We start from the raw sequence: 26,656 nt of genomic DNA, 5'->3' as shown, positions 1-26,656 counted from the left end.
AGAACATTCACGGAGAGTTTGATCCTGGCTCAGGACGAACGCTGGCGGCGTGCTTAACACATGCAAGTCGAACGATGAACCACTTCGGTGGGGATTAGTGGCGAACGGGTGAGTAACACGTGGGCAATCTGCCCTTCACTCTGGGACAAGCCCTGGAAACGGGGTCTAATACCGGATAACACTTCCATTCTCCTGAATGGTGGTTAAAAGCTCCGGCGGTGAAGGATGAGCCCGCGGCCTATCAGCTTGTTGGTGAGGTAATGGCTCACCAAGGCGACGACGGGTAGCCGGCCTGAGAGGGCGACCGGCCACACTGGGACTGAGACACGGCCCAGACTCCTACGGGAGGCAGCAGTGGGGAATATTGCACAATGGGCGAAAGCCTGATGCAGCGACGCCGCGTGAGGGATGACGGCCTTCGGGTTGTAAACCTCTTTCAGCAGGGAAGAAGCGAAAGTGACGGTACCTGCAGAAGAAGCGCCGGCTAACTACGTGCCAGCAGCCGCGGTAATACGTAGGGCGCAAGCGTTGTCCGGAATTATTGGGCGTAAAGAGCTCGTAGGCGGCTTGTCACGTCGGGTGTGAAAGCCCGGGGCTTAACCCCGGGTCTGCATTCGATACGGGCAGGCTAGAGTGTGGTAGGGGAGATCGGAATTCCTGGTGTAGCGGTGAAATGCGCAGATATCAGGAGGAACACCGGTGGCGAAGGCGGATCTCTGGGCCATTACTGACGCTGAGGAGCGAAAGCGTGGGGAGCGAACAGGATTAGATACCCTGGTAGTCCACGCCGTAAACGGTGGGAACTAGGTGTTGGCGACATTCCACGTCGTCGGTGCCGCAGCTAACGCATTAAGTTCCCCGCCTGGGGAGTACGGCCGCAAGGCTAAAACTCAAAGGAATTGACGGGGGCCCGCACAAGCAGCGGAGCATGTGGCTTAATTCGACGCAACGCGAAGAACCTTACCAAGGCTTGACATACACCGGAAAGCATCAGAGATGGTGCCCCCCTTGTGGTCGGTGTACAGGTGGTGCATGGCTGTCGTCAGCTCGTGTCGTGAGATGTTGGGTTAAGTCCCGCAACGAGCGCAACCCTTGTTCTGTGTTGCCAGCATGCCCTTCGGGGTGATGGGGACTCACAGGAGACCGCCGGGGTCAACTCGGAGGAAGGTGGGGACGACGTCAAGTCATCATGCCCCTTATGTCTTGGGCTGCACACGTGCTACAATGGCCGGTACAATGAGCTGCGATACCGTGAGGTGGAGCGAATCTCAAAAAGCCGGTCTCAGTTCGGATTGGGGTCTGCAACTCGACCCCATGAAGTCGGAGTTGCTAGTAATCGCAGATCAGCATTGCTGCGGTGAATACGTTCCCGGGCCTTGTACACACCGCCCGTCACGTCACGAAAGTCGGTAACACCCGAAGCCGGTGGCCCAACCCCCTTGTGGGGAGGGAGCTGTCGAAGGTGGGACTGGCGATTGGGACGAAGTCGTAACAAGGTAGCCGTACCGGAAGGTGCGGCTGGATCACCTCCTTTCTAAGGAGCACTTCTTAACCGGGCTTGCCCGGTTCAGAGGCCAGTACATCAGCGACTGTCTGATGCTGGTTGCTCAAGGGTGGAACGTTGACTATTCGGCCGGTTTCCGGGTCGGAGGCTGTGAGTACTGCTCTTCGGAGTGTGGAAAACAGATCTTCGGGCGGGTGCCGGCCGGGCGCGCTGTTGGGTGTCTGAGGGTACGGCCGTGAGGTCGCCTTCAGTGCCGGCCCCAGTGAACTCGGATCCGTGAGGATGCGGGGTGATGGGTGGCTGGTCGTTGTTTGAGAACTGCACAGTGGACGCGAGCATCTGTGGCCAAGTTTTTAAGGGCGCACGGTGGATGCCTTGGTACCAGGAACCGATGAAGGACGTGGGAGGCCACGATAGGCCCCGGGGAGCCGTCAACCAGGCTTTGATCCGGGGGTGTCCGAATGGGGAAACCCGGCAGTCGTCATGGGCTGTCACCCTTGCCTGAACACATAGGGCAAGTGGAGGGAACGCGGGGAAGTGAAACATCTCAGTACCCGCAGGAAGAGAAAACAACCGTGATTCCGGGAGTAGTGGCGAGCGAAACCGGATGAGGCTAAACCGTATACGTGTGAGACCCGGCAGGGGTTGCGTATGCGGGGTTGTGGGATCTCTCTTTCACGGTCTGCCGGCCGTGGGACGAGTCAGAAACCGTATGGATAGGCGAAGGACATGCGAAAGGTCCGGCGTAGAGGGTAAGACCCCCGTAGTCGAAATCTGTACGGCTCGTTTGAGAGACACCCAAGTAGCACGGGGCCCGAGAAATCCCGTGTGAATCTGGCGGGACCACCCGCTAAGCCTAAATATTCCCTGGTGACCGATAGCGGATAGTACCGTGAGGGAATGGTGAAAAGTACCCCGGGAGGGGAGTGAAATAGTACCTGAAACCGTGTGCCTACAAGCCGTGGGAGCGTCGGACGTCAAGCTTGCTTGACGTCTCGTGACTGCGTGCCTTTTGAAGAATGAGCCTGCGAGTTTGCGGTGTGTTGCGAGGTTAACCCGTGTGGGGAAGCCGTAGCGAAAGCGAGTCCGAATAGGGCGGTTCAGTAGCGCGCTCAAGACCCGAAGCGGAGTGATCTAGCCATGGGCAGGTTGAAGCGGCTGTAAGAGGTCGTGGAGGACCGAACCCACCAGGGTTGAAAACCTGGGGGATGACCTGTGGTTAGGGGTGAAAGGCCAATCAAACTCCGTGATAGCTGGTTCTCCCCGAAATGCATTTAGGTGCAGCGTCGTGTGTTTCTTGCCGGAGGTAGAGCACTGGATAGGCGATGGGCCCTACCGGGTTACTGACCTTAGCCAAACTCCGAATGCCGGTAAGTGAGAGCGCGGCAGTGAGACTGTGGGGGATAAGCTCCATGGTCGAGAGGGAAACAGCCCAGAGCATCGACTAAGGCCCCTAAGCGTACGCTAAGTGGGAAAGGATGTGGAGTCGCACAGACAACCAGGAGGTTGGCTTAGAAGCAGCCACCCTTGAAAGAGTGCGTAATAGCTCACTGGTCTAGTGATTCCGCGCCGACAATGTAGCGGGGCTCAAGCGTACCGCCGAAGTCGTGTCATTGCAGCATATAGCCCCAACGGGCGTTGTGATGGGTAGGGGAGCGTCGTGTGCCGGGTGAAGCAGCCGCGGAAGCGAGTTGTGGACGGTTCACGAGTGAGAATGCAGGCATGAGTAGCGATACACACGTGGGAAACGTGTGCGCCGATTGACTAAGGGTTCCTGGGTCAAGCTGATCTGCCCAGGGTAAGTCGGGACCTAAGGCGAGGCCGACAGGCGTAGTCGATGGATAACCGGTTGATATTCCGGTACCCGCTGTGAAGCGTCAAACATTGAATCCAGTGATGCTAAGCCCGTGAAGCCGTTCCGGACCCTTCGGGGAATGGAAAGTGGTGGAGCCGGTGGCCCGAGCTGGTAGTAGGTGAGTGATGGGGTGACGCAGGAAGGTAGTCCATCCCGGGCGGTGGTTGTCCCGGGGTAAGGGTGTAGCCCGTCATCCAGGTAAATCCGGATGGCACGAGGGTGAGACCTGATGCCGAGCCGATTGTGGTGAAGTGGATGATCCTATGCTGTCGAGAAAAGCCTCTAGCGAGTTTCATGGCGGCCCGTACCCTAAACCGACTCAGGTGGTCAGGTAGAGAATACCGAGGCGTTCGGGTGAACTATGGTTAAGGAACTCGGCAAAATGCCCCCGTAACTTCGGGAGAAGGGGGGCCATGTTCGGTGATCCGATTTACTCGGTGAGCTGGGTGTGGCCGCAGAGACCAGCGAGAAGCGACTGTTTACTAAAAACACAGGTCCGTGCGAAGCCGTAAGGCGATGTATACGGACTGACGCCTGCCCGGTGCTGGAACGTTAAGGGGACCGGTTAGTCACTCTTCGGGGTGGCGAAGCTGAGAACTTAAGCGCCAGTAAACGGCGGTGGTAACTATAACCATCCTAAGGTAGCGAAATTCCTTGTCGGGTAAGTTCCGACCTGCACGAATGGCGTAACGACTTCTCGACTGTCTCAACCATAGGCCCGGTGAAATTGCACTACGAGTAAAGATGCTCGTTTCGCGCAGCAGGACGGAAAGACCCCGGGACCTTTACTACAGTTTGATATTGGTGTTCGGTTCGGCTTGTGTAGGATAGCTGGGAGACTGTGAAGCTTGGACGCCAGTTCAGGTGGAGTCGTCGTTGAAATACCAGTCTGGTCGTGCTGGATGTCTAACCTGGGTCCGTGATCCGGATCAGGGACAGTGTCTGATGGGTAGTTTAACTGGGGCGGTTGCCTCCTAAAGAGTAACGGAGGCGCCCAAAGGTTCCCTCAGCCTGGTTGGTAATCAGGTGTTGAGTGTAAGTGCACAAGGGAGCTTGACTGTGAGACCGACGGGTCGAGCAGGGACGAAAGTCGGGACTAGTGATCCGGCGGTGGCTTGTGGAAGCGCCGTCGCTCAACGGATAAAAGGTACCCCGGGGATAACAGGCTGATCTTCCCCAAGAGTCCATATCGACGGGATGGTTTGGCACCTCGATGTCGGCTCGTCGCATCCTGGGGCTGGAGTCGGTCCCAAGGGTTGGGCTGTTCGCCCATTAAAGCGGTACGCGAGCTGGGTTTAGAACGTCGTGAGACAGTTCGGTCCCTATCCGCTGTGCGCGTAGGAATATTGAGAAGGGCTGTCCCTAGTACGAGAGGACCGGGACGGACGAACCTCTGGTGTGCCAGTTGTCCTGCCAAGGGCATGGCTGGTTGGCTACGTTCGGGAGGGATAACCGCTGAAAGCATCTAAGCGGGAAGCCTGCTTCGAGATGAGTATTCCCACCCCCTTTGAGGGGTTAAGGCTCCCAGTAGACGACTGGGTTGATAGGCCGGATCTGGAAGCCCAGTAATGGGTGGAGGTGACCGGTACTAATAGGCCGAGGGCTTGTCCTCAGTTGCTCGCGTCCACTGTGTTAGTTCTGAGGCAACGACTGTTGCCGGCTCAGAGCAGAACATCCAACTGAAAAGTGTGCTTGTTCGCTCGAAACCAATAGGGTTTCGGTGGTTATAGCGTGAGGGAAACGCCCGGTTACATTCCGAACCCGGAAGCTAAGCCTTACAGCGCCGATGGTACTGCAGGGGGGACCCTGTGGGAGAGTAGGACGCCGCCGAACAATCTTTGGAAGGACCCCTGGTCCCCAGCGTTCAGCTGGGGACCAGGGGTCCTTTCTTTTTTCCAGAGCGCACCGGGTACCCGGTTGCGCGAGAATGACTTGCGGTACCGAAGACAGGAGTCACCCATGTCCACCAACTCTCCCGACGATCGACCGGAGCGCGACCAGCGGCGACGGGACAGTGGTGACCGCGGCGACCGTGGCGGCTACCGCGGGGACCGCGGCGGCTTCCGGCGCGACGACAACCGTGGCGGTGGTTCCGGCCGCCCCGCGAGCGACCGCGGTGGCAACGACCGCGGAGCCAGTGATCGCGGGCCCGGTAACCGTGGTGGCAGTGACCGTGGTGCCAGTGACCGCGGTGGTTATGGCCGACGTGACGACCGTTCCGGTGGGCCCGGCCGGCGGGACGATCGTCGTGAGGGCGACCGCGGACCTCGTCCGGCGTTCCGGCGTGACGACCGTCCCAGCGGCCCCCGTAGGGACGACGACCGTGACCGTGGCGTCCGGCGTGACGGTGACCGTCCCGCCTTCCGGCGTGACGACCGTTCTGGTGCGCCGCGTGGGAATGACGACCGTGGTGGCTTCCGCCGCGACGACAATCGTGGCGGGCCCGGACGCAGTGACGATCGGCGGGGCGACGACCGGGGCGGTTTCGTCCGCCGGGACGACCGGCGGGACGATCGTCGTGATGACCGCCGTGACAGTGGCGACAGGGGGGGCTTCCGCCGTGATGACCGTGGTGGACGCCCTGGCGGCTTCCAGCGTGACGATCGTGGTGGACGGCCGGGCGGTTCCCGTAGCGATGACCGTGGTGGACGCGCTGGTGGTTTCCAGCGTGATGACCGTGGTGGGCGTCCCGGTGGTTTCCAGCGTGACGATCGTGGTGGACGGCCGGGCGGTTCCCGTAGCGATGACCGTGGCGGGCGCCCTGGTGGTTTCCAGCGTGATGACCGTGGTGGGCGTCCCGGTGGTTTCCAGCGTGACGATCGGCGGGACGACCGCGCCGGCCGTGGTGGTGAACGGCGTGACGACCGCCGGGTTGATGACCGCGGAGATCGCGGTGGGTTCCGTCGTGATGACAGGGGCGGGGACCGCGGTGGCTTCCGTGGTCGTGAGGACAGTCGAAGTGCGGAGCGTCCTGCCTTCCGCCGTGACGACAGCCGAGGTGGGGACCGTCCTGGGTTCCGTGGTCGTGAGGACGGTCGAAGTGCGGAGCGTCCTGCCTTCCGTCGGGATGACAGCAGGGGTGGGGACCGTCCTGGCTTCCGCGGGCGTGAGGACAGTCGAAGTGCGGAGCGTCCTGCCTTCCGCCGTGACGACAGCAGGGGTGGGGACCGTCCTGGCTTCCGCGGGCGTGAGGACAGCCGAAGCGGTGACCGGGGTGGGTTCCGCGGGCGGGACGACCGTGGTGGTCGCGGGCCGCGGCGGGACGATGACCGTGGTGGACGTCCCGGTGGTTTCCAGCGTGACGACCGGCGCGGTGGCGGGAGTTTCCGCGACGAGCGTGACCGCGACCGGGAGCCGATCAAGCGGCTGCCGATCCCCGAGGACGTCACGGGCGACGAGATCGACAAGGACGTACGGCAGGAGCTTCAGAGTCTGCCGAAGACGCTCGCGGAGGATGTCGCCAAGAACCTGGTGATGGTGGCCCGGCTCATCGACGAGGACCCCGAGGGCGCCTACGCCTACTCCAAGGTGGCCCTGCGGTTGGCGTCGCGTGTCGCAGCCGTGCGGGAGGCGGCCGGGTTCGCGGCGTATGCCAGCCAGAAGTACAGCGAGGCGCTCGCCGAGTTCCGGGCTTCACGGCGGATGACGGGAACCGTGGACCTGTGGCCTGTGATGGCCGACTGCGAGCGTGGACTCGGGCGGCCGGAGAAGGCGCTGGACATGGCTGGGGCGCCCGAGGTGCACAAGCTGGACAAGGCCGGGCAGGTGGAGATGCGGCTCGTGGCGGCCGGAGCCCGGCGTGACATGGGGCAGCTGGACGCGGCGATCGTGACGCTGCAGAGCCCCGAGCTGGCCTCGAACTCCGTGCAGCCGTGGACCGCGCGACTCCGGTACGCGTACGCCGACGCCCTGCTCGCCGCCGGGCGGGAGGGCGAGGCACGGGAGTGGTTCGCGAAGGCGGTGGAGGCCGACAAGGACGGCAGCACGGACGCCTCGGACCGGCTCGCCGAGCTGGAGGGCGTGGAGTTCGTCGACGCCTTCGACGAAACCGAGGACCTCGACGAGACCGAGGACCTCGACGAGGTCGACGGCGTGGACGAGCTCGACGACGCGGACGACGACGAGGGCCAGGCCCAGGCCCAGGACGGCGGTGCGTCGCTGGAGGCGGCCGTCGAGACGCCCGTCGAGGACGTGAAGGGCGACGACAAGGACTGACGTCCGTGGGGAGGGGCGGGATCCCGGCCGGTCGGCCGGGGTCCCGCCCCTTCGTTCGATCTGTTACCGGTCCAGCGCGCGCAGCACCAGGCCCGACGCCGGTTTCGGGCCGAACGACGTCGACTTGCGGGGCATCGTGACGCCCTGCCGGGCCAGGTCGCGGACGACCTCCTCGTGGACCGGGTGCATCAGGACCGCCGTGTCGCCGTCGTGTTCGGCCTTCTCGACCGTGGCCGCCGCGTCGTGGATGTAGGCGATGCGCGCGGGGTCGTCCTCGGGGATGTGCCACACGTGGTCGAGAAGGGTGGCGTGCAGGACCGTCGCGTCGAGGGTGCGCCAGGCGGCGGGACGGTCGGCGGGGACCGTGCGGGCCAGCAGGGCCGGATCGGGGCGGTCGAGCAGGTGGAAGGCGCCGTCGCCGGCCAGCAGGAAGGCGTTGCCCTCGCCGGCCGCGTCGGCCAGGGCCTCCAGGGCCTGCGGCAACGGGACTTCGAGGCGGCGGACCCGGAACCGGCCGGCCAGGGTGGCCACGGCGTCCGCGACGGGCAGGCCGTGCAGAAGGCGGTGGATGGCGCGTACCCGCAGCGGATAGCGGACCGTGTCGACGAGGAGGACCAGGCCGTAGTCCCAGGGGCTGGGGGACGGGTGCTCCGCGCGTAGACGCCGGTATGTGGCCCAGCGGTGGTGTCCGTCCGCGATCAGGGCCTGGTGCCGGGCCAGGTCGGACCGGACCCGGTCCACGTCGGCGGGGTCGGTGACCGACCACAGGCGGTGGTGGAAGCCGTCCTCCGTGGTGGTCGCGAGCAACGGCGGCTGCTGCGCGGCGCGTTCGACGATCTCGGCGGTCGCCGAGGCGGAGCCGTCGCCGCGGTAGGTGAGGAGCAGGGGTTCCAGGTTCGCGGAGGTGGCGCGCATGAGGGCGGCGCGGTCGGCGACGACATGCGGCATGACGTCCTCGTGCGGCAGCACCACGCCCTCCGACGGCTCCGACAGGTGCAGGGCGCCGATGACCCCGCGCTGGAGCAGACCGTCGCCGGCGCGCTGTTCGTAGACGTACAGGCCCGGCTCGGGGTCGGTGGTGAGGACCCCCTCCGACACCCAGCGGTGCAGGGTGCGGCCCGCCTGGGCGTTGCGTTCGGCGGGGGTCGCGGCCTGCGGGAGGATCAGCCGCACGATGTTGTGAGGGTCCGCGGACTGGAGGTGGTGCACGCCGTCCGGGCGCACGACGACGTCGTACGGAGGAGATGTCACGGCAGCCAGGGTGCCGACCCGGTCGGGGTCGTAGCGCAGGCCTCGGAACGGGGTGAGTTCCAGGCCTCGGCGCACCGTCGCTTCCGAGTGGCCTGCTGAGTTCATCCCGGCATCGTACGTGTGTCAGTGGCATGCGCGATGATCGGGGGAAAGCCGTCGAACGAGGAGCGATGCGTAATGAGCCAGGGCGTCAGGACGAGGCCCGAGGGCAGTGGTCGGGCGCTGAACGAGGCGTACGACACGGCGCTGCTCGATCTGGACGGGGTGGTGTACGCGGGCGGGAACGCGATCGCGTACGCCGTGGAGTCGCTCGCCACCGCGCGCGAGGGCGGGATGCGTCTCGCGTACGTCACCAACAACGCGCTGCGGACGCCGGACGCCGTGGCCGGGCACCTCACCGAGCTGGGCATACCGACGGGGGCGTCGGACGTCATCACCTCCGCGCAGGCGGTCGCGCGGCTGATCGCCGAGCAGGTGCCGTCCGGTTCGCGCGTGCTGGTGATCGGCGGCGAGGGCCTGCGGGTGGCGTTGCGTGAGCGCGGGCTGGAGCCGGTGGAGTCGGCGGACGACGATCCGGTGGCGGTCGTGCAGGGGTTCGGCGGGCCCGATCTGCCGTGGGGCCGGTTCGCTGAGGCGAGCTATGCCGTCGCGCGCGGGGTGCCGTGGTTCGCGTCCAACACCGACCTGACGATCCCGAGCGCGCGCGGGATCGCGCCGGGCAACGGCGCGGCGGTGGAGGTCGTACGGATCGCGACCGGGGCCGAACCGCAGGTGGCGGGCAAGCCGCTGCCGCCGATGCACCGGGAGACGATCCTGCGGACCGGTGCCGAGCGGCCGTTGGTGGTCGGGGACCGGCTGGACACGGACATCGAGGGCGCGTTCAACGGGGACGTCGACTCGCTGCTCGTGCTGACCGGAGTGACGGACGGGCCGCAGCTGCTGGCCGCGCCGCCGCAGCACCGGCCGACGTATGTCGACGCCGATCTGCGGGGGTTGCTCACCGGCCAGCCCGAGGTCACCGCGGACGGGGAGGGGTTCCGGTGCGGCGGATGGACGGCGACAGCCAGGGCCGCGCAGCTCGAACTGGACGGTGACGGCGAGGCCATGGACGGGCTGCGGGCGCTGTGCGCGGCGGCCTGGACGGCGGCCGGTGACGGGGTGTGCGAGCTGGACGGGGGGAAGGCGCTGGCCCGGCTGGGTCTGTGAGGCGGAGGCATACGACCCGGCGGGGCGGGGAGTCGTAGGGCGGGGAGCCGCACCGGTGAGGCCGCCGGGCCGCCACGGGCGCTCGTCCCTCCGGATCGTGACCGGACGCGAGGGTAGGCTAACCTAACCACGTGTTGGTCGAGAGTCCCCCAGAACAGCGCGCGGAGACCGCCCCCGCGCCCCCCAACCGCCGGGCGATACGCGTCGTCGGGCTGCTCGTCTCGGTCGTCCTCCTGGTGCTGCTCACGGTCGTGAGCATCGCGGTCGGTGCCAAGGCTCTGACCATGGGGGAGGTCTGGCACGGCCTGTTCGAGGATTCGGGGACGTACGCCGACGCCGTGGTCGGCGACCGGCTGGCACGGACCGCGCTGGGTGTGCTCGCCGGCGCCGCGCTCGGTCTGGCCGGAGCCGTGCTGCAGGCGCTCACCCGCAATCCGCTGGCCGACCCCGGGCTGCTCGGCATCAACGCGGGGGCGTCCGCCGCGGTGGTCACCGCCATCTCGTTCCTCGGCGTCACCTCGCTGACCGGCTATGTGTGGTTCGCGTTCCTCGGCGCGGCCGGAGTGGGGGCCATGGTCTGGTTCCTGGGCGGCAGCCGGGGCGCCACACCGGTGCGTCTCGCGCTCGCCGGCACCGCGATCAGCGCCGCGCTCTACGGTTATCTCCAGGCCGTGATGATCCTGGACAACGCGGCGCTGAACAGGATGCGCTTCTGGACCGTCGGTTCGCTGTCCTCCGCGACCGGCTCGACCATCGTCCAGGTGCTGCCGTTCCTGCTGGCCGGCTCGGCCCTCGCACTCGCCCTGGCACGTCCGCTCAACGCCGTGGCCATGGGCGACGACACCGCCCGGGCACTCGGCGCCAACCTGAACCGCACCCGCGCGCTGTCGATGCTGGCCGCGACCGTGCTGTGCGGGGCCGCGACCGCCGCCTGCGGCCCGATCGTGTTCGTCGGTCTGATGGTCCCGCACATCGTGCGGTCCTTCACCGGGCCCGATCTGCGCTGGATCCTGCCGTACGCGACGATCCTGTCGCCCGTGCTGCTGCTGGGGGCCGACGTCGTCGGCCGGATGGTCGCGCGGCCCGCGGAGTTGCAGGTCGGGATCGTCACCGCGCTCATCGGCGGCCCCGTGTTCATCTTTCTCGTACGTCGGCGGAGGCTGGCCCAGCTGTGAAGACCAACCGTGCCCTCAGGACCCCCGGCGGGTTCTCGCTCCGGCTGGACGTCCGCGCCGTCACCGTCGTCGTCCTGCTGCTGGTCGCCGCGCTCACCGCGAGCGTCGTGCTGATCGGCACCGGCGACTTCCCGATCCCGCCCGCAGACGTGCTCCGGTCGCTGGCCGGCAACGGCAACGCGGGCCAGGAGTTCATCATCAACGAGCTGCGGCTGCCGCGGGTCCTCGTCGGACTCCTGGTCGGTGCCTCGATGGGCCTGTCGGGCGCACTGTTCCAGACCATCTCCCGCAATCCGCTGGGCAGTCCGGACGTGCTCGGGCTCGGGCAGGGCGCGGCGGCCGGCGCCCTGATCGTCATCGTGCTGATGTCCGGGAGCGCGACCCAGGTCACCGTCGGCGCCCTCCTGGGCGGGCTCGCGACCGGCATCGCCATCTACCTGCTCGCCTGGAAGCGGGGCGTGCACGGCTATCGGCTGGTGCTGGTCGGCATCGGTGTGTCCGCGATCCTCACCGCGCTCAACAACTACCTGCTGACGATGTCCGACCTCACCGACGCGGCCCGCGCCGTCGTCTGGATCACCGGGTCGCTCGACGGCCGTGACTGGGCCCAGGTGTGGCCGCTGCTCGGGCTGTGCCTCGTGCTCGTACCGCTCGTCCTCGCCAACGCGCGCGGGCTGCGGATGATGGAGATGGGCGACGACGTCTCGTACGCCCTCGGGGTGCGCGTCGAACGCGTACGGATGCTGCTCCTGGTGGCCGCCGTGCTGCTCACCGCGACCGCCACGGCGGCCGCCGGCCCCATCAGTTTCGTGGCGCTCACCGCGCCGCAGCTGGCCCGCCGCCTGACCCGCTCGCCGGGGCCGAACCTGGTGCCGTCCCTGTGCATGGGCGCCACCCTGCTGGTCACCGCCGACTGGGTCTCGCAGCGCGCCTTCGGGGCCGGTCAGCTGCCCGTGGGCGTGGTGACCGGCGTACTCGGCGGTGTCTACCTGCTGTGGCTGCTGGTCATCGAGCGCAAGGCGGGCCGGATATGAGCGTCGACAGCAGCGCCGGCACCGGGCTGAACAACCGAAGGAGCACTGTGAACCGCCTGTCCGCCGAGAACGTGACCCTCGCCTACGACCAGCGGGTCATCGCCGAGCAGTTGTCGGTGGAGATACCCGACAACTCGTTCACCGTGATCGTCGGCCCGAACGCGTGCGGCAAGTCCACGCTCCTGCGGGCCCTGTCACGGATGCTCAAGCCGAACCAGGGCCGGGTGCTGCTCGACGGGCAGGTCATCCAGTCGATGCCGGCGAAGAAGGTCGCGCGCACCCTGGGACTGCTGCCGCAGTCGTCGATCGCGCCCGACGGGATCACCGTGGCCGACCTGGTCGGCCGGGGCCGCTATCCGCACCAGGGCATCCTGCGGCAGTGGTCGACCGAGGACGAGCGGGTCGTCCAGGAGTCGATGACGCAGACGGGTGTGGCCGAACTCGCCGACCGCTATGTCGACGAGCTGTCCGGCGGTCAGCGGCAGCGGGTGTGGATCGCGATGGCGCTCGCCCAGCAGACGCCGCTGCTGCTGCTCGACGAGCCGACGACCTATCTGGACATCCAGCACCAGATCGACGTGCTCGATCTGTGCGCCGAGCTGCACGAGGAGCAGGGGCGCACACTGGTCGCCGTCCTGCACGACCTCAATCACGCCGCCCGGTACGCCACGCATCTCATCGCCCTGAAGGGCGGCGCGGTGATCGCCGAGGGCGCGCCCAACGACATCGTCACGGCCGAGCTGGTCGAGGAGGTCTTCGGGCTGCGCTGCCAGGTCATCGACGACCCGGAGACGGGGACACCGCTGGTGGTGCCGGCGGCGCGCAAGGCGCGTACGGACGCGAAGGCGGCGGCGGACGCGACGACGGCCGCGGCGGCGAAGGGCGTGACGGCGAAGGACTTGGTGGCGGAGGCGAAGGCCGTCGCTACAGAAGCTTCCTGAGGCGGAGCAGGTCCCGCAGGCCCGCTTCCAGCCTCACCCGGCCCGATCCCCAGGCCTTCGCGAAGTTCAGCTCGCCGTTCACCAGGGCCACCAGGTCGTCGCCCGCCAGGGCGAGTCTGATCTCCGCCCTCTCCGGCGGCGGTCCCTGGACCGTGTCGGCCACCCGGATCCGGCCGCCGGTGAGCCGGCCGACGAAGGTGACGTCCAGGTCGGTGATGTAGCAGCTCACCGAGCGGTCGAGGGCCGCGGCGGCGCGGACGTCCCCCTCGGCGGACTGCATGGTGTCCGAGAGCTTCTCGAGTGCGGCGCGGCACTCCTCGATCGTGGCCATCGCGATCGACCGTACCCCAGGGCTTCGGGGTAGCGTCGGGGCATGAGCGACTCTGTGCCCGAGGCTCAGGCCCGGGCGGAAGCGGAAGGCCCGCCGGCGGACGCGCCCCGCCCGCCGTACACGCCCGTGGAACCGGAGCACGTGCCGACCGGGCCGGAGTACGGCCCCGCCGGGCCCGCCCCGCTGCACGTGCCCCGCACCCCCACCGGCAACACTGAGGTGGACGCCCAGCTGGCGCGGCTCGGTGACGCCGATCACCTCGCCACGGACGGACACCTGGAGGTGTACGAGGATGTACACCGGGGGCTGCGTGACGCGCTCACCGCGCTCGACGCCCGCCCGGGACCTCCGGCGCCCCCATCGACGTACCGCAGTAGGAGCTGAACCGAACGTGGCAGGAGTCGCACGTCGCCGTCTCGACGCGGAACTGGTCCGCCGCAAGCTCGCGCGCTCGCGTGAACACGCCGGCCAGCTGATCGCCGCCGGGCGGGTCAGCGTCGGGAAGACCGTAGCGACCAAGCCGGCCACGCAGGTGGAGACGGCCGCGGCGATCGTGGTCTCGGCCGACGACAGCGACCCCGACTACGTGTCGCGGGGCGGCCACAAGCTGGCCGGCGCGCTGGCGGCGTTCGTCCCGGACGGACTGGTCGTCGAGGGGCGTCGGGCGCTGGACGCCGGCGCTTCGACCGGCGGTTTCACGGACGTTCTGCTGCGGGCCGGGGCCGCGCACGTCGTCGCCGTGGACGTCGGATACGGACAACTCGCCTGGTCTCTCCGGAGCGATGAACGCGTCACCGTCAAGGACCGTACGAACGTACGCGAGTTGACGCTCGAAGTGATCGATGGGAAGCCTGTGGATCTTGTCGTGGGGGATCTGTCCTTCATCCCGCTCGGCCTGGTACTGCCCGCCCTGGTGCGGTGCGTGAGACCGGACGCCGATCTGGTGATGATGGTCAAGCCGCAGTTCGAGGTGGGTAAGGAGCGGCTGGGCAGTGGGGGAGTCGTACGGAGTCCGCAGCTGCGCGCCGAGTCGGTGCGCGCGGTGGCGGGGCGGGCCTGGGAACTGGGGCTCGGTGTGAAGGGTGTCACCGCCAGTCCGCTGCCCGGGCCGTCCGGGAATGTCGAGTATTTTCTGTGGCTGAGGTCGGGGGCACCCGAACTGGACCCGGCCGACGTTGACCGTGCAGTGGCGGAGGGGCCGTGTTGAGCCAGAACCGAGCTCGTACTGTTTTCCTGCTCGCCCACACCGGGCGGCCCGCGGCGATCCGCAGCGCGGAGCTGGTGGTGAAGGGGCTGCTGCGCGAGGGCATCGGCGTCCGCGTCCTGGAGGCGGAGGCGCGTGACCTGCCGCTGCCGGGGGAGGTGGAGCTGGTCAAGGAGGCCACTCCGCAGTGTCTCGACGGGTGCGAGCTGCTGATCGTGCTGGGCGGTGACGGGACGCTGCTGCGCGGCGCCGAGTTCGCCCGTGCGTCCGGGGTGCCGATGCTCGGCGTCAACCTCGGACGGGTCGGCTTTCTCGCGGAGGCCGAGCGGGACGATCTCGACAAGGTCGTCGAGCGGGTGGCGACGAAGGCGTACGAGGTCGAGGAGCGGATGACCGTCGATGTCGTCGTGCACCGCAACGGGGACATCGTGCACACGGACTGGGCGCTGAACGAGGCGGCCGTCCAGAAGGTCTCCGCGGAGAAGCTGCTGGAGGTCGTCCTCGAGATCGACGGGCGGCCGGTCACGGGGTTCGGGTGCGACGGGATCGTGCTGTCCACGCCGACCGGGTCCACGGCGTACGCGTTCTCGGCGGGCGGGCCCGTGGTGTGGCCCGAGGTCGAGGCGTTGCTGATGGTGCCCATCAGCGCGCACGCGCTGTTCGCCAAGCCGCTGGTGACCTCGCCGGACTCCGTGCTGGCGGTGGAGGTCCTGCCGCACATCCCGCCGGGTGTGCTGTGGTGCGACGGCCGGCGGACGGTGGAGCTTCCGCCGGGGGCGCGGGTGGAGGTGCGGCGGGGGGCCGTGCCGGTGCGGCTGGCCCGGCTGCATCACGCCTCGTTCACGGACCGGCTGGTGGCGAAGTTCGCGCTGCCGGTGTCCGGGTGGCGGGGCGCGCCGCACTAGCGGATCGCGGGGGGACCGGGGTGCCGGACGTGCCGGTGGCGCCGGAGCGCGCCACGGCCGCGGGTCGTCCGGAGCTGGTCGCGCGGTCGCCCGCGCCTCTGGGGACGTCCACTCGCCCGGGTGACACGTGCGGTCCCCGCACAGGGGTCACCTGCGCCTTCACACGACCGGGCCGGGGGGCGTCGCACTCCCCGCCCCGGACCTCGTAAGGTCTTCATCGTGCTGGAAGAGATGCGGATACGGTCGCTCGGAGTCATCGACGACGCGGTCGTCGAGCTGTCGCCGGGGTTCACCGCGGTCACGGGTGAGACGGGTGCGGGCAAGACCATGGTGGTCACCAGCCTGGGCCTGCTGCTGGGCGGACGGGCCGACGCGGCGCTCGTGCGGATCGGAGCGAAGAGCGCGGTCGTGGAGGGGCGGATCAGTGTGTCCGCGGGCGACTCGGCCGTCGTGCGGGCCGAGGAGGCCGGGGCCGAGCTCGACGACGGGACGCTGCTGATCAGCCGTACCGTTTCCGCCGAGGGGCGGTCCCGGGCGCACCTGGGCGGGCGCAGTGTCCCGGTGGGACTGCTCGCCGAGCTCGCCGACGACCTGGTGGCCGTGCACGGGCAGACCGACCAGCAGGGGCTGCTGAAGCTGTCCCGGCAGCGGCAGGCGCTCGACCGGTACGCGGGGGGCGCCGTCGCCGTGCCGCTGGCCAAGTACACCGAGGCCTACCGGCGGCTGCGGGCCGTGTCCGTCGAGCTGGAGGAGATCACCACCCGCGCGCGGGAGCGGGCTCAGGAAGCCGACATGCTCCGCTTCGGCCTCGACGAGATCGCCGGCGTCGAGCCGCGCGCCGGTGAGGACGTGGAACTGGCGGAGGAGGCGGAGCGGCTCGGGCACGCGGAGGCACTGTCGTCGGCCGCCACGGCCGCTCACGCGGCGCTGGCGGGCAACCCGGAGGATCCCGAGGGCATCGACGCGGCGACCCTCGTGGCGGGCGCGGCGCGGGCCCTGGACGCTGTGCGGTCGCACGATCCGGAGCTGGCCGCCCTCGCCGACCGGATCGGGGAGATCGGGATCCTGCTGGGCGACGTGTCCGGGGAGCTCGCCGGGTACGCCGACGACCTGGACGCCGATCCGCTGCGGCTGGCGGCCGTCGAGGAGCGGCGGGCCGCGCTGACCGCGCTGACGCGGAAGTACGGCGAGGACGTCGCCTCGGTGCTGGAGTGGGCCGAGCGGAGTGCCGCGCGGCTCACCGAACTCGACGGCGACGACGAGCGGATCGACGAGCTGACCGCCGAACGGGACGCGCTGCGGGTGGAACTGGGCGGGCTGGCGCAGGCGTTGACCGACGCGCGGACGGAGGCCGCCGAACGGTTCGCGGCCGCCGTGACCGCCGAACTGGCCTCACTGGCGATGCCGCACGCGCGCGTGTCCTTCGACATCCGGCAGACCGAGGACCCCGAGGGCGTCGAGGTCGACGGGCGGGCCGTCGCGTACGGGCCGGCCGGCGTCGACGAGGTCGAGCTGCTGCTGGCGCCGCATCCGGGGGCGCCGCCCCGGCCCATCGCCAAGGGCGCGTCCGGAGGTGAGCTGTCCCGCGTGATGCTGGCCGTCGAGGTGGTGTTCGCGGGCACGGACCCGGTGCCCACGTACCTCTTCGACGAGGTCGACGCCGGAGTCGGCGGCAAGGCCGCGGTGGAGATCGGGCGGCGGCTGGCCCGGCTCGCGAAGACCGCGCAGGTCGTCGTCGTGACCCATCTGCCCCAGGTGGCCGCCTTCGCCGACCGGCAGTTGCTGGTGGAGAAGACCCATGACGGTTCGGTGACGCGGTCCGGTGTGAAGGTGCTGGAGGGCGAGGACCGCATCCGGGAACTGTCCCGGATGCTGGCCGGCCAGGAGGACTCGGAGACGGCCCGCGCACACGCGGAGGAACTGCTGGCGACGGCCAGGGCGGACGGCTAGACCGGGCGGCTGGAGCGTCCGCCAGGGCGGATGGCTGTGGCACCGGGCGGAGCGGGCTGCTCGCGCACGCCGCCGCGCTCGTCGTCGCGGCTGTGCACGGGGACAAGGTGAGTGGGGCGGCGCGTTCGGTGGGCGCGCGGGAGGCAAGGTCGGTCCGACCGATGCGTGCGAACGCTTGGTGAGGCAGGGGCGGTCCGACCGATGCGTGCGAACGCTTGGTGAGGCAGGGGCGGTCCGACCGATGCGTTGCGACGGGTGAGGCGCGGGTGGTCCCGGTCGATCCGTTGCGACGGGCGTGAGGCGGGCGTGGTCCGGTCGCGATGCGTGGGACGGTGAGGCAGGGGCGGTCCGGTCGACGCGTGCGACGGGATTTCGTACGGAATGCCCTGTCCTCACTCGTGTGAGTGATGCCGTGCGCCGAAGCGCCGGGCTGTCCGGTGGACGTGGTTCCCGGAACACCCGTACGTACTGGCATCCTTGGCGGAGAACGCAGTACGCGTAGGAAGCGCGCGGTACACCCCCCTCCGCTCGATACCTTCTGTACGTTTCCTCGTGACCGCCCGACGCCGAACCAGGAGCCCCGGCCACGTGACCCCCGTGAGCAGCCACTCACCGCTCGGCCAGTCGCCGCTGCGCACCGTGCAGGTGCTCGGCGGAGGCCACGCCGGCAGCAGCGCGCACGTGCGCTCCCTGACCTCGGGGCTGGTGGCGCGGGGCGTGCGGGTCACCGTGTGCGCCCCCGTCGAGGCCGATCACACCTATGACTTCACGGGCGCCGGCGCCGAACACGTGCACGTGCCGCGCAGCAGCGATCCGGCCTCCGTGGCCGTGCTGCGGCAGGCGTGCACGACCGCCGACCTGGTGCACGCGCACGGACTGCACGCCTCCTTCCGGGCCGTGCTCGCGCTCAGCGGGCGGCGCACCCCGCTCATCGTCACCTGGCACGACCGCGCGCACGCCGAGGGGGCGCGGGCCCACTTCCTGCGCCTGCTGGAGCGGCGGGTGGTGAAGGCCGCCACCGTGGTGCTCGGCACCACCTCCGCGCTCGTGGACCGGGCCCGTCGCACGGGCGCGCGGGACGCGCGGCTGGCCGCCGTCGCGCTGCCCGGCGCTCGCAGGACCCCGGCCGCCGAGCCGGAGGACCCGGACCGGCTGCGGCCCAAGGTCCGGGCCGAACTCGGTTCCACCGGGCGCCCGTTGCTGATGGCGGTCGGCTCGCTCGACCGCCCGCGGGGCTACGACACGCTGCTGGACGCCGCGCGCGCGTGGCGCCGGCTCGACCCGGTGCCGCTGGTGGTGATCGCGGGGGAGGGCCCGCTGCGCGCCGCGTTGCAGCAGCGGATCGAGGAGGAGGGGCTGCCGGTCCGGCTCGTCGGGCGCCGGGACGACATCGCCGACCTGCTCGCCGCCGCCGACCTCGCCCTGCTGCCGAGCAGCGGGGAGGCGCGGTCCGTCCTGGCCCAGGAAGCCCTGCACGCGCGTGTGCCGCTCGTCGCCACCGACTCCGGCGGCATCCCCGAACTCGTCGGTGACGCGGCCGAACTCGTCCCTCCCGGTGACGCCGAGGCCTTCGCCGACGCGGTCGTACGGCTGCTCGGTGACCCCGGACGTCAGGAGGCGCTCAGGGACAAGGGCGTCCGGCAGGCGGCCACTTGGCCGACCGAGGACGAGACCGTCGCCCAGGTCCTCAGCGTCTACGACGAGTTGACCCAGCCGCGGCCGTTCATCTGACGAGCGCCGGGCCGTGGGACGACCGGGCGGGCCCCGCGGGGCCGGACTCAGCGCCAGGACCGTCGATCCGAGCCCGGGCTACGGGACGAGCCGGCGTGCGCGCAGGGCCAGGCTCAACGCCAGGACTGTCTGCGGGTCGTCGAGGTCCGTGCCGAGCAACTCCCCGATACGGGCCAGGCGGTTGTACAGCGTCTGCCGGTTGAGGTGCAGTTCGCGGGCCGTCTCCGCCTTGCGGCCCGCGTGCGCCAGGTAGGTCTCCAGGGTGGGCAGCAGCGGCGGTCTGGATCGGCTGTCGTGGTCCCGGACCGGGCCGATCGCACGGTCCACGAACGCGGCCAGGTCAGGGTCGTCGCGCAGCCGCCACAGCAGCAGGTCGATGTCCAGGCGGCGGGCGTCGTACCAGGGGCGGTCGGACAGGCCCTGGGCCGCCGTCGCGGTCTGTGCCGCGTGTCTGAGGCCCGCCGAGGCCGCCGCCCATCCGCCGGCCACCCCGACCACCACCACCGGCGGCCGCGCCCCCGGCCGCCGCAGCCCGGCCCGCTCCACCCCCGCCCGCAGCGCCGCCGCGACCCGGTCCGCCACGGCGGACCGCTCCGGCTCCGCCCGCAGGCCCAGGAGCAACGGGACCCGTCCTTCGACCGGCCGTACGCCCAACAGGACCGGCACGCCCACCGACGCCAGCTCCTCCGCGACCGCGCGCGCCAGGACCGCCCAGCCGCCCCCGGCGGGGGAGAGGCCGTCCCCGAGGTGCATCACCACCGGCAGCAGCGGGCTGTCCCCCGGCTTGAAGCCCAGCACGCGCGCCTGCGCGGGCGCGTCCTGCGCGGCGATCCGGCCCTCGGCGAGGTCGGTCAGGAAGTCCCCCCGGCCCCGCGCCGCCAGCTCCTCCTCCTGACGGGCCTGCATCAGGACCACGGCCAGGATGCCGGCGGCCCGCTCGGCGGCCATCCGGTGCACCGGCGTGAGAGGCGCGCGTACGGGCAGCAGGACCAGCCGGGCCCGCACCGCCCCCGTGCCCGGCCCGCCACCGGGCACGTCCACCAGGACCGCGCCGGCCGGCGGGGCGTCCTTGTGCTGCCCGCGCAGCCCCTCCCACACCTGGAGCGGATCCGCGCCCTCGGGGCCCGCCCCGGCGGCGTACAGGAGCCGGCCGTCCGGTGTCTCCAGGAAGACCGGGTTGCCGCTGAAGTCGGCCAGGATGCCGAGGACCTGCGGCACTCCGCCGCCGCCCAGCAGCGCCTCCGTACAGCGGCGGTGCACCTCCTCCGCCCGCTGGAGCAGGGCGTAGTGGCCGTTGACGATCTCGGTGTGGATCTCCTCGGTGACCGTGACGAACGGCACCTCGCGGTGCAGCTGGACCAGGGGCAGGCCGGTGGCGCGGGCCGTGTCGACGAGCGCGGCGGGCAGGCGGGTGAAGCGCGGGCCGAGTTCGACGACCAGGGCCGCGATGCCGCGCTCGGCCAGGGTGCGCACGAACGCGCGCTGGTCGGCGGGGCGGGTGCCGAGGCCGTAACCCGTGGTCAGCAGCAGTTCGCCGCCCTTGAGCAGCGAGGCGATGTGGGGTACCTCGCCCGCGTGCACCCAGCGGACGGTCCGCCGCAGCCGGTCGGCGCCGGCCAGCACCTCCGGCAGCCCGCTGCGCAGCCCGGGCAGCTCCAGCGCCCGCCGCACGGTGATCCCGGCCTCGTGCGTGCCGGATCCGCCGTCCGCGCCGCCGGCCGCGGCGCTTTCCGTACCGCCGCGCGTCTCGCTGTCCGTACCGCCGCTTCCGCCGCGCATTCCATCGCGCGTCTCGCTGCCACTGCCGCCGTTCATGAGCCGGACGCTACCCGCGTGCGCGCGGCGGTGACATCCGCGAACGCCGATGCCCGCTCCGCGTGGGGACAGGTGCGGTCGGGAGCGGCGCGGCATGGCCATCAGTGTGGTCGCCGTGGGGCGGGAGGACGACGGCCCGGTCGACGAGCCGTTGCGGACGGCGGTGCTCGCCGACCGGCTCGGGTACTGCGAGGTGTGGGCCGGTGAGGGGCCGACGTGGACTCCTTCGGACTGCCCGCGGCCGTCGGCCGGAGTCGCTGGCGCCGGCACCGGCACCGGCGCCGGCGCCGGCGCCGGACAGCATCGCGGGGAATCTCACCGCGCGCCATGTTCACCGCGGCGGGCCCCGGTGCGGCGGTGGAGCCGGCGGCGGGCGGCGCCGACCGGGAGGCCCTGGTGCGCGCTCCCGCCGGAGGCCGCCGGCACGGTCGGCCTCGTGGGCGGCCTCGGGTCACCGTTCGCGTCCGCATCGCGGCCTACGCCGAGGCCGGGCTCGACGCGTCGCCCTGACGCCGGCCACGGCCGCCGATCCGGCGGGGGAACGCACGCTGACGGCCCTCAGGCCGGCCTGAGGGTGTGGTCGACGCGGAAGGTGTGACGGAGGCCGTGAGGTCGCCGCTCACGTCCCCACCGGCCCCCGGGCGTGGTGAGCGCCCACCGGGAACTCCCGTCGGAAGCGCCCACCTCCTCCGGGAGCGCGGCACTCAGCCCCCGTACGCCCCCGACGCCGTCAGCCGCAGGGCCGTGTCGATGAGGGGCACGTGGCTGAAGGCCTGGGGGAAGTTGCCGACCTGGCGCTTGAGACGGGGATCCCACTCCTCGGCGAGCAGACCGAGGTCGTTGCGCAGCGCCAGGAGCTTCTCGAACAGCTTCCGGGCCTCGTCCACGCGGCCGATCATCGCCAGGTCGTCGGCCATCCAGAACGAGCAGGCGAGGAAGGCGCCCTCGTCGCCGGGCAGGCCGTCGACGCCCTCGTCGCCGCCCGAGGTCGGGTAGCGCAGGATGAAGCCGTCCTCCGTGGACAGTTCGCGCTGGATCGCCTCGATCGTGCCGATCACGCGCTTGTCGTCCGGGGGCAGGAAGCCCATCTGCGGGATCAGCAGCAGGGAGGCGTCCAGCTCCTTGGAGCCGTACGACTGCGTGAAGGTGTTGCGCTCCTTGTCGTAGCCCTTCTCGCACACGTCCCGGTGGATGTCGTCGCGCAGTTCGCGCCACTTCTCCAGCGGGCCGTCCGCGTCACCGGACTCGATCAGCTTGATGGTGCGGTCGACCGCGACCCAGGCCATCACCTTGGAGTGCACGAAGTGGCGGCGCGGGCCGCGCACCTCCCAGATGCCCTCGTCCGGCTCGTCCCAGTGCTGCTCCAGGTAGCGGATCAGCTTGAGCTGGAGCAGGGAGGCGTAGTCGTTGCGGGCCAGGCCCGTCATGTGGGCCAGGTGGAGGGCCTCGGTGACCTCGCCGTACACGTCCAGCTGGAGCTGGTGCGCGGCGCCGTTGCCGACCCGGACCGGGCCGGAGTTCTCGTATCCCGGCAGCCAGTCCAGCTCCGCCTCGCCCAGCTCCCGCTCGCCGGCGATGCCGTACATGATCTGCAGGTTCTCCGGGTCGCCGGCGACGGCCCGCAGGAGCCACTCGCGCCAGGCGCGGGCCTCCTCGCGGTAGCCGGTGCGCAGCAGCGAGGACAGGGTGATGGCCGCGTCCCGCAGCCAGGTGTAGCGGTAGTCCCAGTTGCGGACGCCGCCGATCTCCTCCGGCAGGGAGGTGGTGGGGGCGGCGACGATGCCGCCCGTCGGGGCGTACGTCAGCGCCTTCAGGGTGATCAGCGAGCGGATCACGGCCTCGCGGTAGGGGCCGTGGTACGTACAGTGCTCGACCCAGTCCCGCCAGAAGTCCTCGGTGGCCTCCAGCGACTGCTCCGGCTCCGGCAGCGGCGGCGGCTGCTTGTGCGAGGGCTCCCAGGAGATGGTGAACGCGATGCGCTCCCCCGGGGCGACGGTGAAGTCCGAGTACGTCGTCAGCGACTTGCCGTAGGTCTCGGCGGATGTGTCGAACCACACGGAGTCGGGGCCCGCGACGGCCACCGTCCGCCCCTCGTGCCGGTGCACCCACGGGACGACCCGGCCGTACGAGAAACGCATCCGCAGCGCCGAGCGCATCGGGACGCGGCCCGAGACGCCCTCCACGATCCGGATCAGCTGGGGGGCACCGTCACGCGGCGGCATGAAGTCGGTCACCCGGACCGTGCCGCGCGGGGTGTCCCACTCGGACTCCAGGATCAGCGAGTCGCCGCGGTAGGTGCGCCGGGTCGCGGTGGGCGGTTCGGCGTCGGCCGCGTGCGCGGGACCCAGGCGCCAGAAGCCATGTTCCTCGGTGCCCAGCAGACCGGCGAAGATGGCATGCGAGTCGAAGCGGGGCAGGCACAGCCAGTCCACCGTGCCGTCCCGGCAGACCAGGGCAGCGGTCTGCATGTCTCCGATGAGTGCGTAGTCTTCGATGCGCCCGGCCACGTGCAACTCCAGTCGAACGGCCACGTCACCCCGCAAGGGGGCTGTCGCTAGTGCGGTCAAGGGGTGGTTGTTGTCATACGTCGTTGAGCGGTGAATCAAAACAGTCGTGCCGCTGTGAGGCAAAACGACAACTGTTGCTCAACGATCTGACGAGCTCTCGTTGTTCCGGTGCTTACGGGCGGGGGTGGTGCCGTGTTGCCGGCGGGCTCGGCAGCGAGTGTCCGAGCAGGATACGACGCACCCAGATGATCTGGCTGCCGCTCCCCCAGAACACGACCGGTCCGAACGAGTGAGCGGACGGTGGGATACGCGGGGGTCGGTGCGGGTCTGTGCCGACCTGTGTGCGGAGCGTGGCCGGAAGCCATCTCGCCCGGTCGCTGATACCCTGGTAGCCCGTGGACCGGTGGGCACGAAACCCCCGAACCGCAGCGACGGCACCCCCGGACTCTCCCGGGTCGGCAGCCGCACCGCACCTCCAGACCGCGACCACGGGAGCCCCCTCTTGGCCATGCCGCCCGCTGCTTTCCGAAACAGCACAGCCACGACGACCAAGCACATCTTCGTCACCGGGGGTGTCGCCTCCTCGCTCGGCAAGGGCCTGACCGCCTCCAGCCTCGGCATGCTGCTCAAGGCCCGGGGCCTGCGCGTCGTGATGCAGAAGCTCGACCCGTACCTCAACGTCGACCCCGGCACGATGAACCCCTTCCAGCACGGTGAGGTGTTCGTCACCAACGACGGTGCCGAGACCGACCTGGACATCGGCCACTACGAGCGTTTCCTCGACCGCGACCTGGACGGCTCCGCCAACGTCACCACGGGCCAGATCTACTCCACGGTGATCGCCAAGGAGCGGCGTGGCGAGTACCTGGGCGACACCGTCCAGGTCATCCCGCACATCACCAACGAGATCAAGCACCGCATCCGCCGTATGGCGACGGACGAGGTCGACGTCGTGATCACCGAGGTCGGCGGCACGGTCGGCGACATCGAGTCGCTGCCGTTCCTGGAGACCGTGCGTCAGGTCCGTCATGAGGTCGGCCGGGACAACGTCTTCGTGGTGCACATCTCGCTCCTGCCGTACATCGGCCCCTCGGGGGAGCTGAAGACGAAGCCGACCCAGCACTCGGTTGCGGCCCTGCGCAACATCGGTATCCAGCCGGACGCGATCGTGCTGCGCTGCGATCGCGAGGTGCCGACCGCGATCAAGCGCAAGATCTCGCTGATGTGCGACGTCGACGAGGCCGCCGTGGTGGCCTGCCCCGACGCCCGCTCGATCTACGACATCCCCAAGACCGTGCACGGCGAGGGCCTGGACGCCTACGTCGTCCGCAAGCTGGACCTGGCCTTCCGCGACGTGGACTGGACGACCTGGGACGACCTGCTCGACCGCGTCCACAACCCCGACCACGAGATCACCCTCGCTCTGGTCGGCAAGTACATCGACCTGCCCGACGCCTACCTCTCGGTCACCGAGGCATTGCGTGCCGGCGGGTTCGCCAACAAGGCCCGCGTGAAGATCAAGTGGGTCACCTCGGACGACTGCAAGACCCAGGCCGGTGCCGCCCAGCAGCTCGGTGACGTCGACGGCATCTGCATCCCGGGCGGCTTCGGCGACCGCGGCGTGCTCGGCAAGGTCGGCGCCATCCGCTACGCCCGCGAGAACCGGATCCCGCTGCTGGGCCTGTGTCTGGGGCTGCAGTGCATCGTGATCGAGGCCGCGCGCAACCTGGCCGACATCCCCGACGCCAACTCCACCGAGTTCGACGCGGCCACCGGCCACCCGGTCATCTCCACCATGGCCGAGCAGCTCGACATCGTGGCCGGCGAGGGCGACATGGGCGGCACCATGCGCCTGGGCATGTACCCGGCCAAGCTCGCCGAGGGCTCCATCGTGCGCGAGGTGTACGACGGCAAGGAGTACGTCGAGGAGCGGCACCGGCACCGTTACGAGGTGAACAACGCCTACCGCGCGGAGCTGGAGAAGAAGGCGGGCATCCTGTTCTCCGGCACCTCGCCGGACGGCAAGCTCGTCGAGTACGTCGAGTACCCGCGTGACGTCCACCCCTACCTGGTCGCCACCCAGGCGCACCCGGAGCTGCGTTCGCGCCCGACGCGTCCGCACCCGCTGTTCGCCGGCCTGGTGAAGGCGGCGGTCGAGCGGACGGTCGAGGCGCGGGAGAATTCCAAGTAACACACCAGTTGTACGGTGGCCGGGGTGCATACCTTCAAAAGGTGGCGCCCCGGTTTTTTCTCCGCACGTGACTTCTGTACGTCTGGAAGGACAGGGCATGACGATCAAGGACACCCCCGAGGAGTGGGAGATCCGGGCGACGGAGACCCCTTTCGTGGGCAACAAGACCTCCGTCCGCACGGACGAGGTGGTCATGCCCAACGGCTCGGTGGTGCGACGCGACTACCAGGTCCACCCCGGCTCGGTGGCCGTGCTCGCGCTCGACGACGAGGACCGCGTCCTGCTCATCAAGCAGTACCGCCACCCCGTGCGGCAGAAGCTGTGGGAGATCCCGGCCGGTCTGCTCGACGTGCCGGGTGAGAACCCGCTGCACGCCGCCCAGCGCGAGCTGTACGAGGAGGCGCACGTCAAGGCCGAGGACTGGCGGGTCCTCACCGACGTGTACACCACCGCCGGCGGCTGTGACGAGGCGGTGCGGATCTTCCTGGCCCGCGGCCTGTCCGACGCCGAGGGGAAGCGCTTCGAGGTGGAGGACGAGGAGGCCGACATGGAGCACGCGCGCGTGCCGGCCGACGAGCTCGTCCGGGCCGTGCTCGCGGGCGAACTGCACAACAACTGCCTCGTCGTGGGCGTGCTGTCGCTGGTCGCCGCGCGAGGTGGCGACGGGCTCGACGCACTGCGCCCGGCGGAGGCGCCGTGGCCGGCGCGTCCCTTCGAGTCCTGAACGCGACCCCGCCCTCCGCAGACCTCCGGCACACCCGCGCACACCCCCGAACTTCCGATGTGACGATCGGTTGATCCGATCAGGGGACGTGTCCGCCGCGCTCCGCCCGGAACGTAG

The 26,656-nt window shown here is 69.6% G+C and carries 16 protein-coding genes, 3 rRNA genes and 1 pseudogene; 16 read left to right on the top strand and 4 right to left on the bottom strand.

The genetic code is table 11. From position 1 onward, the window contains the following. The first annotated feature begins 6 nt into the window (after positions 1 to 6). From QQS16_RS11545 to QQS16_RS11525, 5 genes and pseudogenes are all read left to right on the top strand, one after another. Positions 7 to 1,534: ribosomal RNA gene (locus tag QQS16_RS11545) — 16S ribosomal RNA — on the top strand. 313 nt (positions 1,535 to 1,847) lie between these two features. Further along, positions 1,848 to 4,971 (top strand): 23S ribosomal RNA (locus tag QQS16_RS11540). Between the two features lie 104 nt (positions 4,972 to 5,075). After that, positions 5,076 to 5,192: ribosomal RNA gene (gene rrf / locus QQS16_RS11535) — 5S ribosomal RNA — on the top strand. The 16S, 23S and 5S rRNA genes sit together here, the layout of an rRNA operon. 477 nt (positions 5,193 to 5,669) lie before the next feature. Continuing rightward, positions 5,670 to 6,245, top strand: a pseudogene (locus QQS16_RS43935) (tetratricopeptide repeat protein); the annotation flags it as partial. Between the two features lie 480 nt (positions 6,246 to 6,725). Further along, the gene (locus QQS16_RS11525) at positions 6,726 to 7,574 is read left to right on the top strand and encodes a tetratricopeptide repeat protein (protein ID WP_286066291.1); all 849 of its coding nucleotides are present in this window, start codon (positions 6,726 to 6,728) and stop codon (positions 7,572 to 7,574) included. Between the two features lie 63 nt (positions 7,575 to 7,637). Here QQS16_RS11525 and QQS16_RS11520 read toward each other — a convergent pair whose 3' ends face one another. Continuing rightward, complete coding sequence (locus tag QQS16_RS11520; RefSeq protein ID WP_286061536.1) at positions 7,638 to 8,930, bottom strand: DUF1015 domain-containing protein; 1,293 nt, start codon at positions 8,928 to 8,930, stop codon at positions 7,638 to 7,640. Between the two features lie 72 nt (positions 8,931 to 9,002). Here QQS16_RS11520 and QQS16_RS11515 point away from each other — a divergent pair, with 72 nt between their 5' ends. The 4 genes from QQS16_RS11515 to QQS16_RS11500 all read left to right on the top strand — a co-directional run bounded on the left by QQS16_RS11515 (position 9,003) and on the right by QQS16_RS11500 (position 13,181). Next, on the top strand, positions 9,003 to 10,031 hold the full coding sequence (locus QQS16_RS11515) for an HAD hydrolase-like protein (protein ID WP_286061535.1): 1,029 nt from the start codon (positions 9,003 to 9,005) through the stop codon (positions 10,029 to 10,031). Positions 10,032 to 10,162: 131 nt separating this feature from the next. Next, positions 10,163 to 11,206, top strand: a complete 1,044-nt coding sequence (locus QQS16_RS11510) for a FecCD family ABC transporter permease (RefSeq protein ID WP_286061534.1) — start codon at positions 10,163 to 10,165, stop codon at positions 11,204 to 11,206. Beyond that, entirely contained in the window at positions 11,203 to 12,240 is a 1,038-nt protein-coding gene (locus QQS16_RS11505; protein ID WP_286061533.1) for a FecCD family ABC transporter permease, read from the top strand. The genes QQS16_RS11510 and QQS16_RS11505 overlap by 4 nt, the downstream gene beginning before the upstream one ends. After that, entirely contained in the window at positions 12,237 to 13,181 is a 945-nt protein-coding gene (locus QQS16_RS11500) for an ABC transporter ATP-binding protein (RefSeq protein WP_286061532.1), read from the top strand. Before QQS16_RS11505 ends, QQS16_RS11500 begins: the two co-directional genes overlap by 4 nt. On the opposite strand, the gene QQS16_RS11495 is transcribed toward QQS16_RS11500, so the two are convergent. Beyond that, complete coding sequence (locus QQS16_RS11495) at positions 13,165 to 13,512, bottom strand: SCP2 sterol-binding domain-containing protein (RefSeq protein WP_286061531.1); 348 nt, start codon at positions 13,510 to 13,512, stop codon at positions 13,165 to 13,167. The genes QQS16_RS11500 and QQS16_RS11495 overlap by 17 nt on opposite strands. Positions 13,513 to 13,554: 42 nt before the next feature. Here QQS16_RS11495 and QQS16_RS11490 point away from each other — a divergent pair, with 42 nt between their 5' ends. From QQS16_RS11490 to QQS16_RS11470, 5 genes are all read left to right on the top strand, one after another. Next, on the top strand, positions 13,555 to 13,896 hold the full coding sequence (locus tag QQS16_RS11490; protein WP_286061530.1) for a hypothetical protein: 342 nt from the start codon (positions 13,555 to 13,557) through the stop codon (positions 13,894 to 13,896). 7 nt (positions 13,897 to 13,903) lie between these two features. Then, positions 13,904 to 14,719 (top strand): TlyA family RNA methyltransferase, encoded by an 816-nt coding sequence (locus QQS16_RS11485; RefSeq protein WP_286061529.1) that lies wholly within the window; start codon positions 13,904 to 13,906, stop codon positions 14,717 to 14,719. After that, positions 14,716 to 15,621 (top strand): NAD kinase, encoded by a 906-nt coding sequence (locus tag QQS16_RS11480; protein ID WP_286061528.1) that lies wholly within the window; start codon positions 14,716 to 14,718, stop codon positions 15,619 to 15,621. Before QQS16_RS11485 ends, QQS16_RS11480 begins: the two co-directional genes overlap by 4 nt. A 231-nt stretch (positions 15,622 to 15,852) precedes the next feature. Further along, positions 15,853 to 17,571: a DNA repair protein RecN gene (gene recN, locus QQS16_RS11475; protein ID WP_286066290.1), complete on the top strand. Its 1,719-nt coding sequence runs from the start codon at positions 15,853 to 15,855 to the stop codon at positions 17,569 to 17,571. A gap of 588 nt (positions 17,572 to 18,159) precedes the next feature. Then, on the top strand, positions 18,160 to 19,302 hold the full coding sequence (locus QQS16_RS11470; RefSeq protein ID WP_286061527.1) for a glycosyltransferase family 4 protein: 1,143 nt from the start codon (positions 18,160 to 18,162) through the stop codon (positions 19,300 to 19,302). A gap of 78 nt (positions 19,303 to 19,380) precedes the next feature. Here the strand turns inward: QQS16_RS11470 and QQS16_RS11465 are convergent, their stop codons facing one another. Both QQS16_RS11465 and QQS16_RS11460 read right to left on the bottom strand, forming a co-directional pair. Then, a complete protein-coding gene (locus tag QQS16_RS11465; RefSeq protein ID WP_286061526.1) occupies positions 19,381 to 21,117 on the bottom strand; it encodes a PucR family transcriptional regulator in 1,737 nt (578 codons plus the stop codon). A 704-nt stretch (positions 21,118 to 21,821) separates the two neighbouring features. Beyond that, a complete protein-coding gene (locus QQS16_RS11460) occupies positions 21,822 to 23,624 on the bottom strand; it encodes a glycoside hydrolase family 15 protein (RefSeq protein WP_286066289.1) in 1,803 nt (600 codons plus the stop codon). 508 nt (positions 23,625 to 24,132) lie between these two features. Here QQS16_RS11460 and pyrG point away from each other — a divergent pair. Further along, complete coding sequence (gene pyrG, locus QQS16_RS11455; RefSeq protein WP_286061525.1) at positions 24,133 to 25,815, top strand: CTP synthase; 1,683 nt, start codon at positions 24,133 to 24,135, stop codon at positions 25,813 to 25,815. 97 nt (positions 25,816 to 25,912) lie between these two features. After that, complete coding sequence (locus tag QQS16_RS11450; protein ID WP_286061524.1) at positions 25,913 to 26,539, top strand: NUDIX domain-containing protein; 627 nt, start codon at positions 25,913 to 25,915, stop codon at positions 26,537 to 26,539. The last annotated feature ends 117 nt before the right edge of the window (positions 26,540 to 26,656 follow it).

This window comes from Streptomyces sp. ALI-76-A, from assembly GCF_030287445.1.
In the GTDB taxonomy this organism is placed as follows: domain Bacteria; phylum Actinomycetota; class Actinomycetes; order Streptomycetales; family Streptomycetaceae; genus Streptomyces.
Note: the sequence above shows the minus strand (reverse complement) of the source record. Positions and strands in the feature narration are given on the sequence as shown.

What these genes read in the sequence shown, in the direction of transcription:
- QQS16_RS11495 (WP_286061531.1), bottom strand. Translation starts at nt 13,512, where the DNA reads ATGGCCACGATCGAGGAGTGCCGCGCCGCACTCGAGAAGCTCTCGGAC.
- QQS16_RS11465 (WP_286061526.1), bottom strand. Translation starts at nt 21,117, where the DNA reads ATGAACGGCGGCAGTGGCAGCGAGACGCGCGATGGAATGCGCGGCGGA.
- QQS16_RS11450 (WP_286061524.1), top strand. Translation starts at nt 25,913, where the DNA reads ATGACGATCAAGGACACCCCCGAGGAGTGGGAGATCCGGGCGACGGAG.
- QQS16_RS11515 (WP_286061535.1), top strand. Translation starts at nt 9,003, where the DNA reads ATGAGCCAGGGCGTCAGGACGAGGCCCGAGGGCAGTGGTCGGGCGCTG.
- QQS16_RS11500 (WP_286061532.1), top strand. Translation starts at nt 12,237, where the DNA reads ATGAGCGTCGACAGCAGCGCCGGCACCGGGCTGAACAACCGAAGGAGC.
- QQS16_RS11520 (WP_286061536.1), bottom strand. Translation starts at nt 8,930, where the DNA reads ATGAACTCAGCAGGCCACTCGGAAGCGACGGTGCGCCGAGGCCTGGAA.
- pyrG (WP_286061525.1), top strand. Translation starts at nt 24,133, where the DNA reads ATGCCGCCCGCTGCTTTCCGAAACAGCACAGCCACGACGACCAAGCAC.
- recN (WP_286066290.1), top strand. Translation starts at nt 15,853, where the DNA reads ATGCGGATACGGTCGCTCGGAGTCATCGACGACGCGGTCGTCGAGCTG.
- QQS16_RS11490 (WP_286061530.1), top strand. Translation starts at nt 13,555, where the DNA reads ATGAGCGACTCTGTGCCCGAGGCTCAGGCCCGGGCGGAAGCGGAAGGC.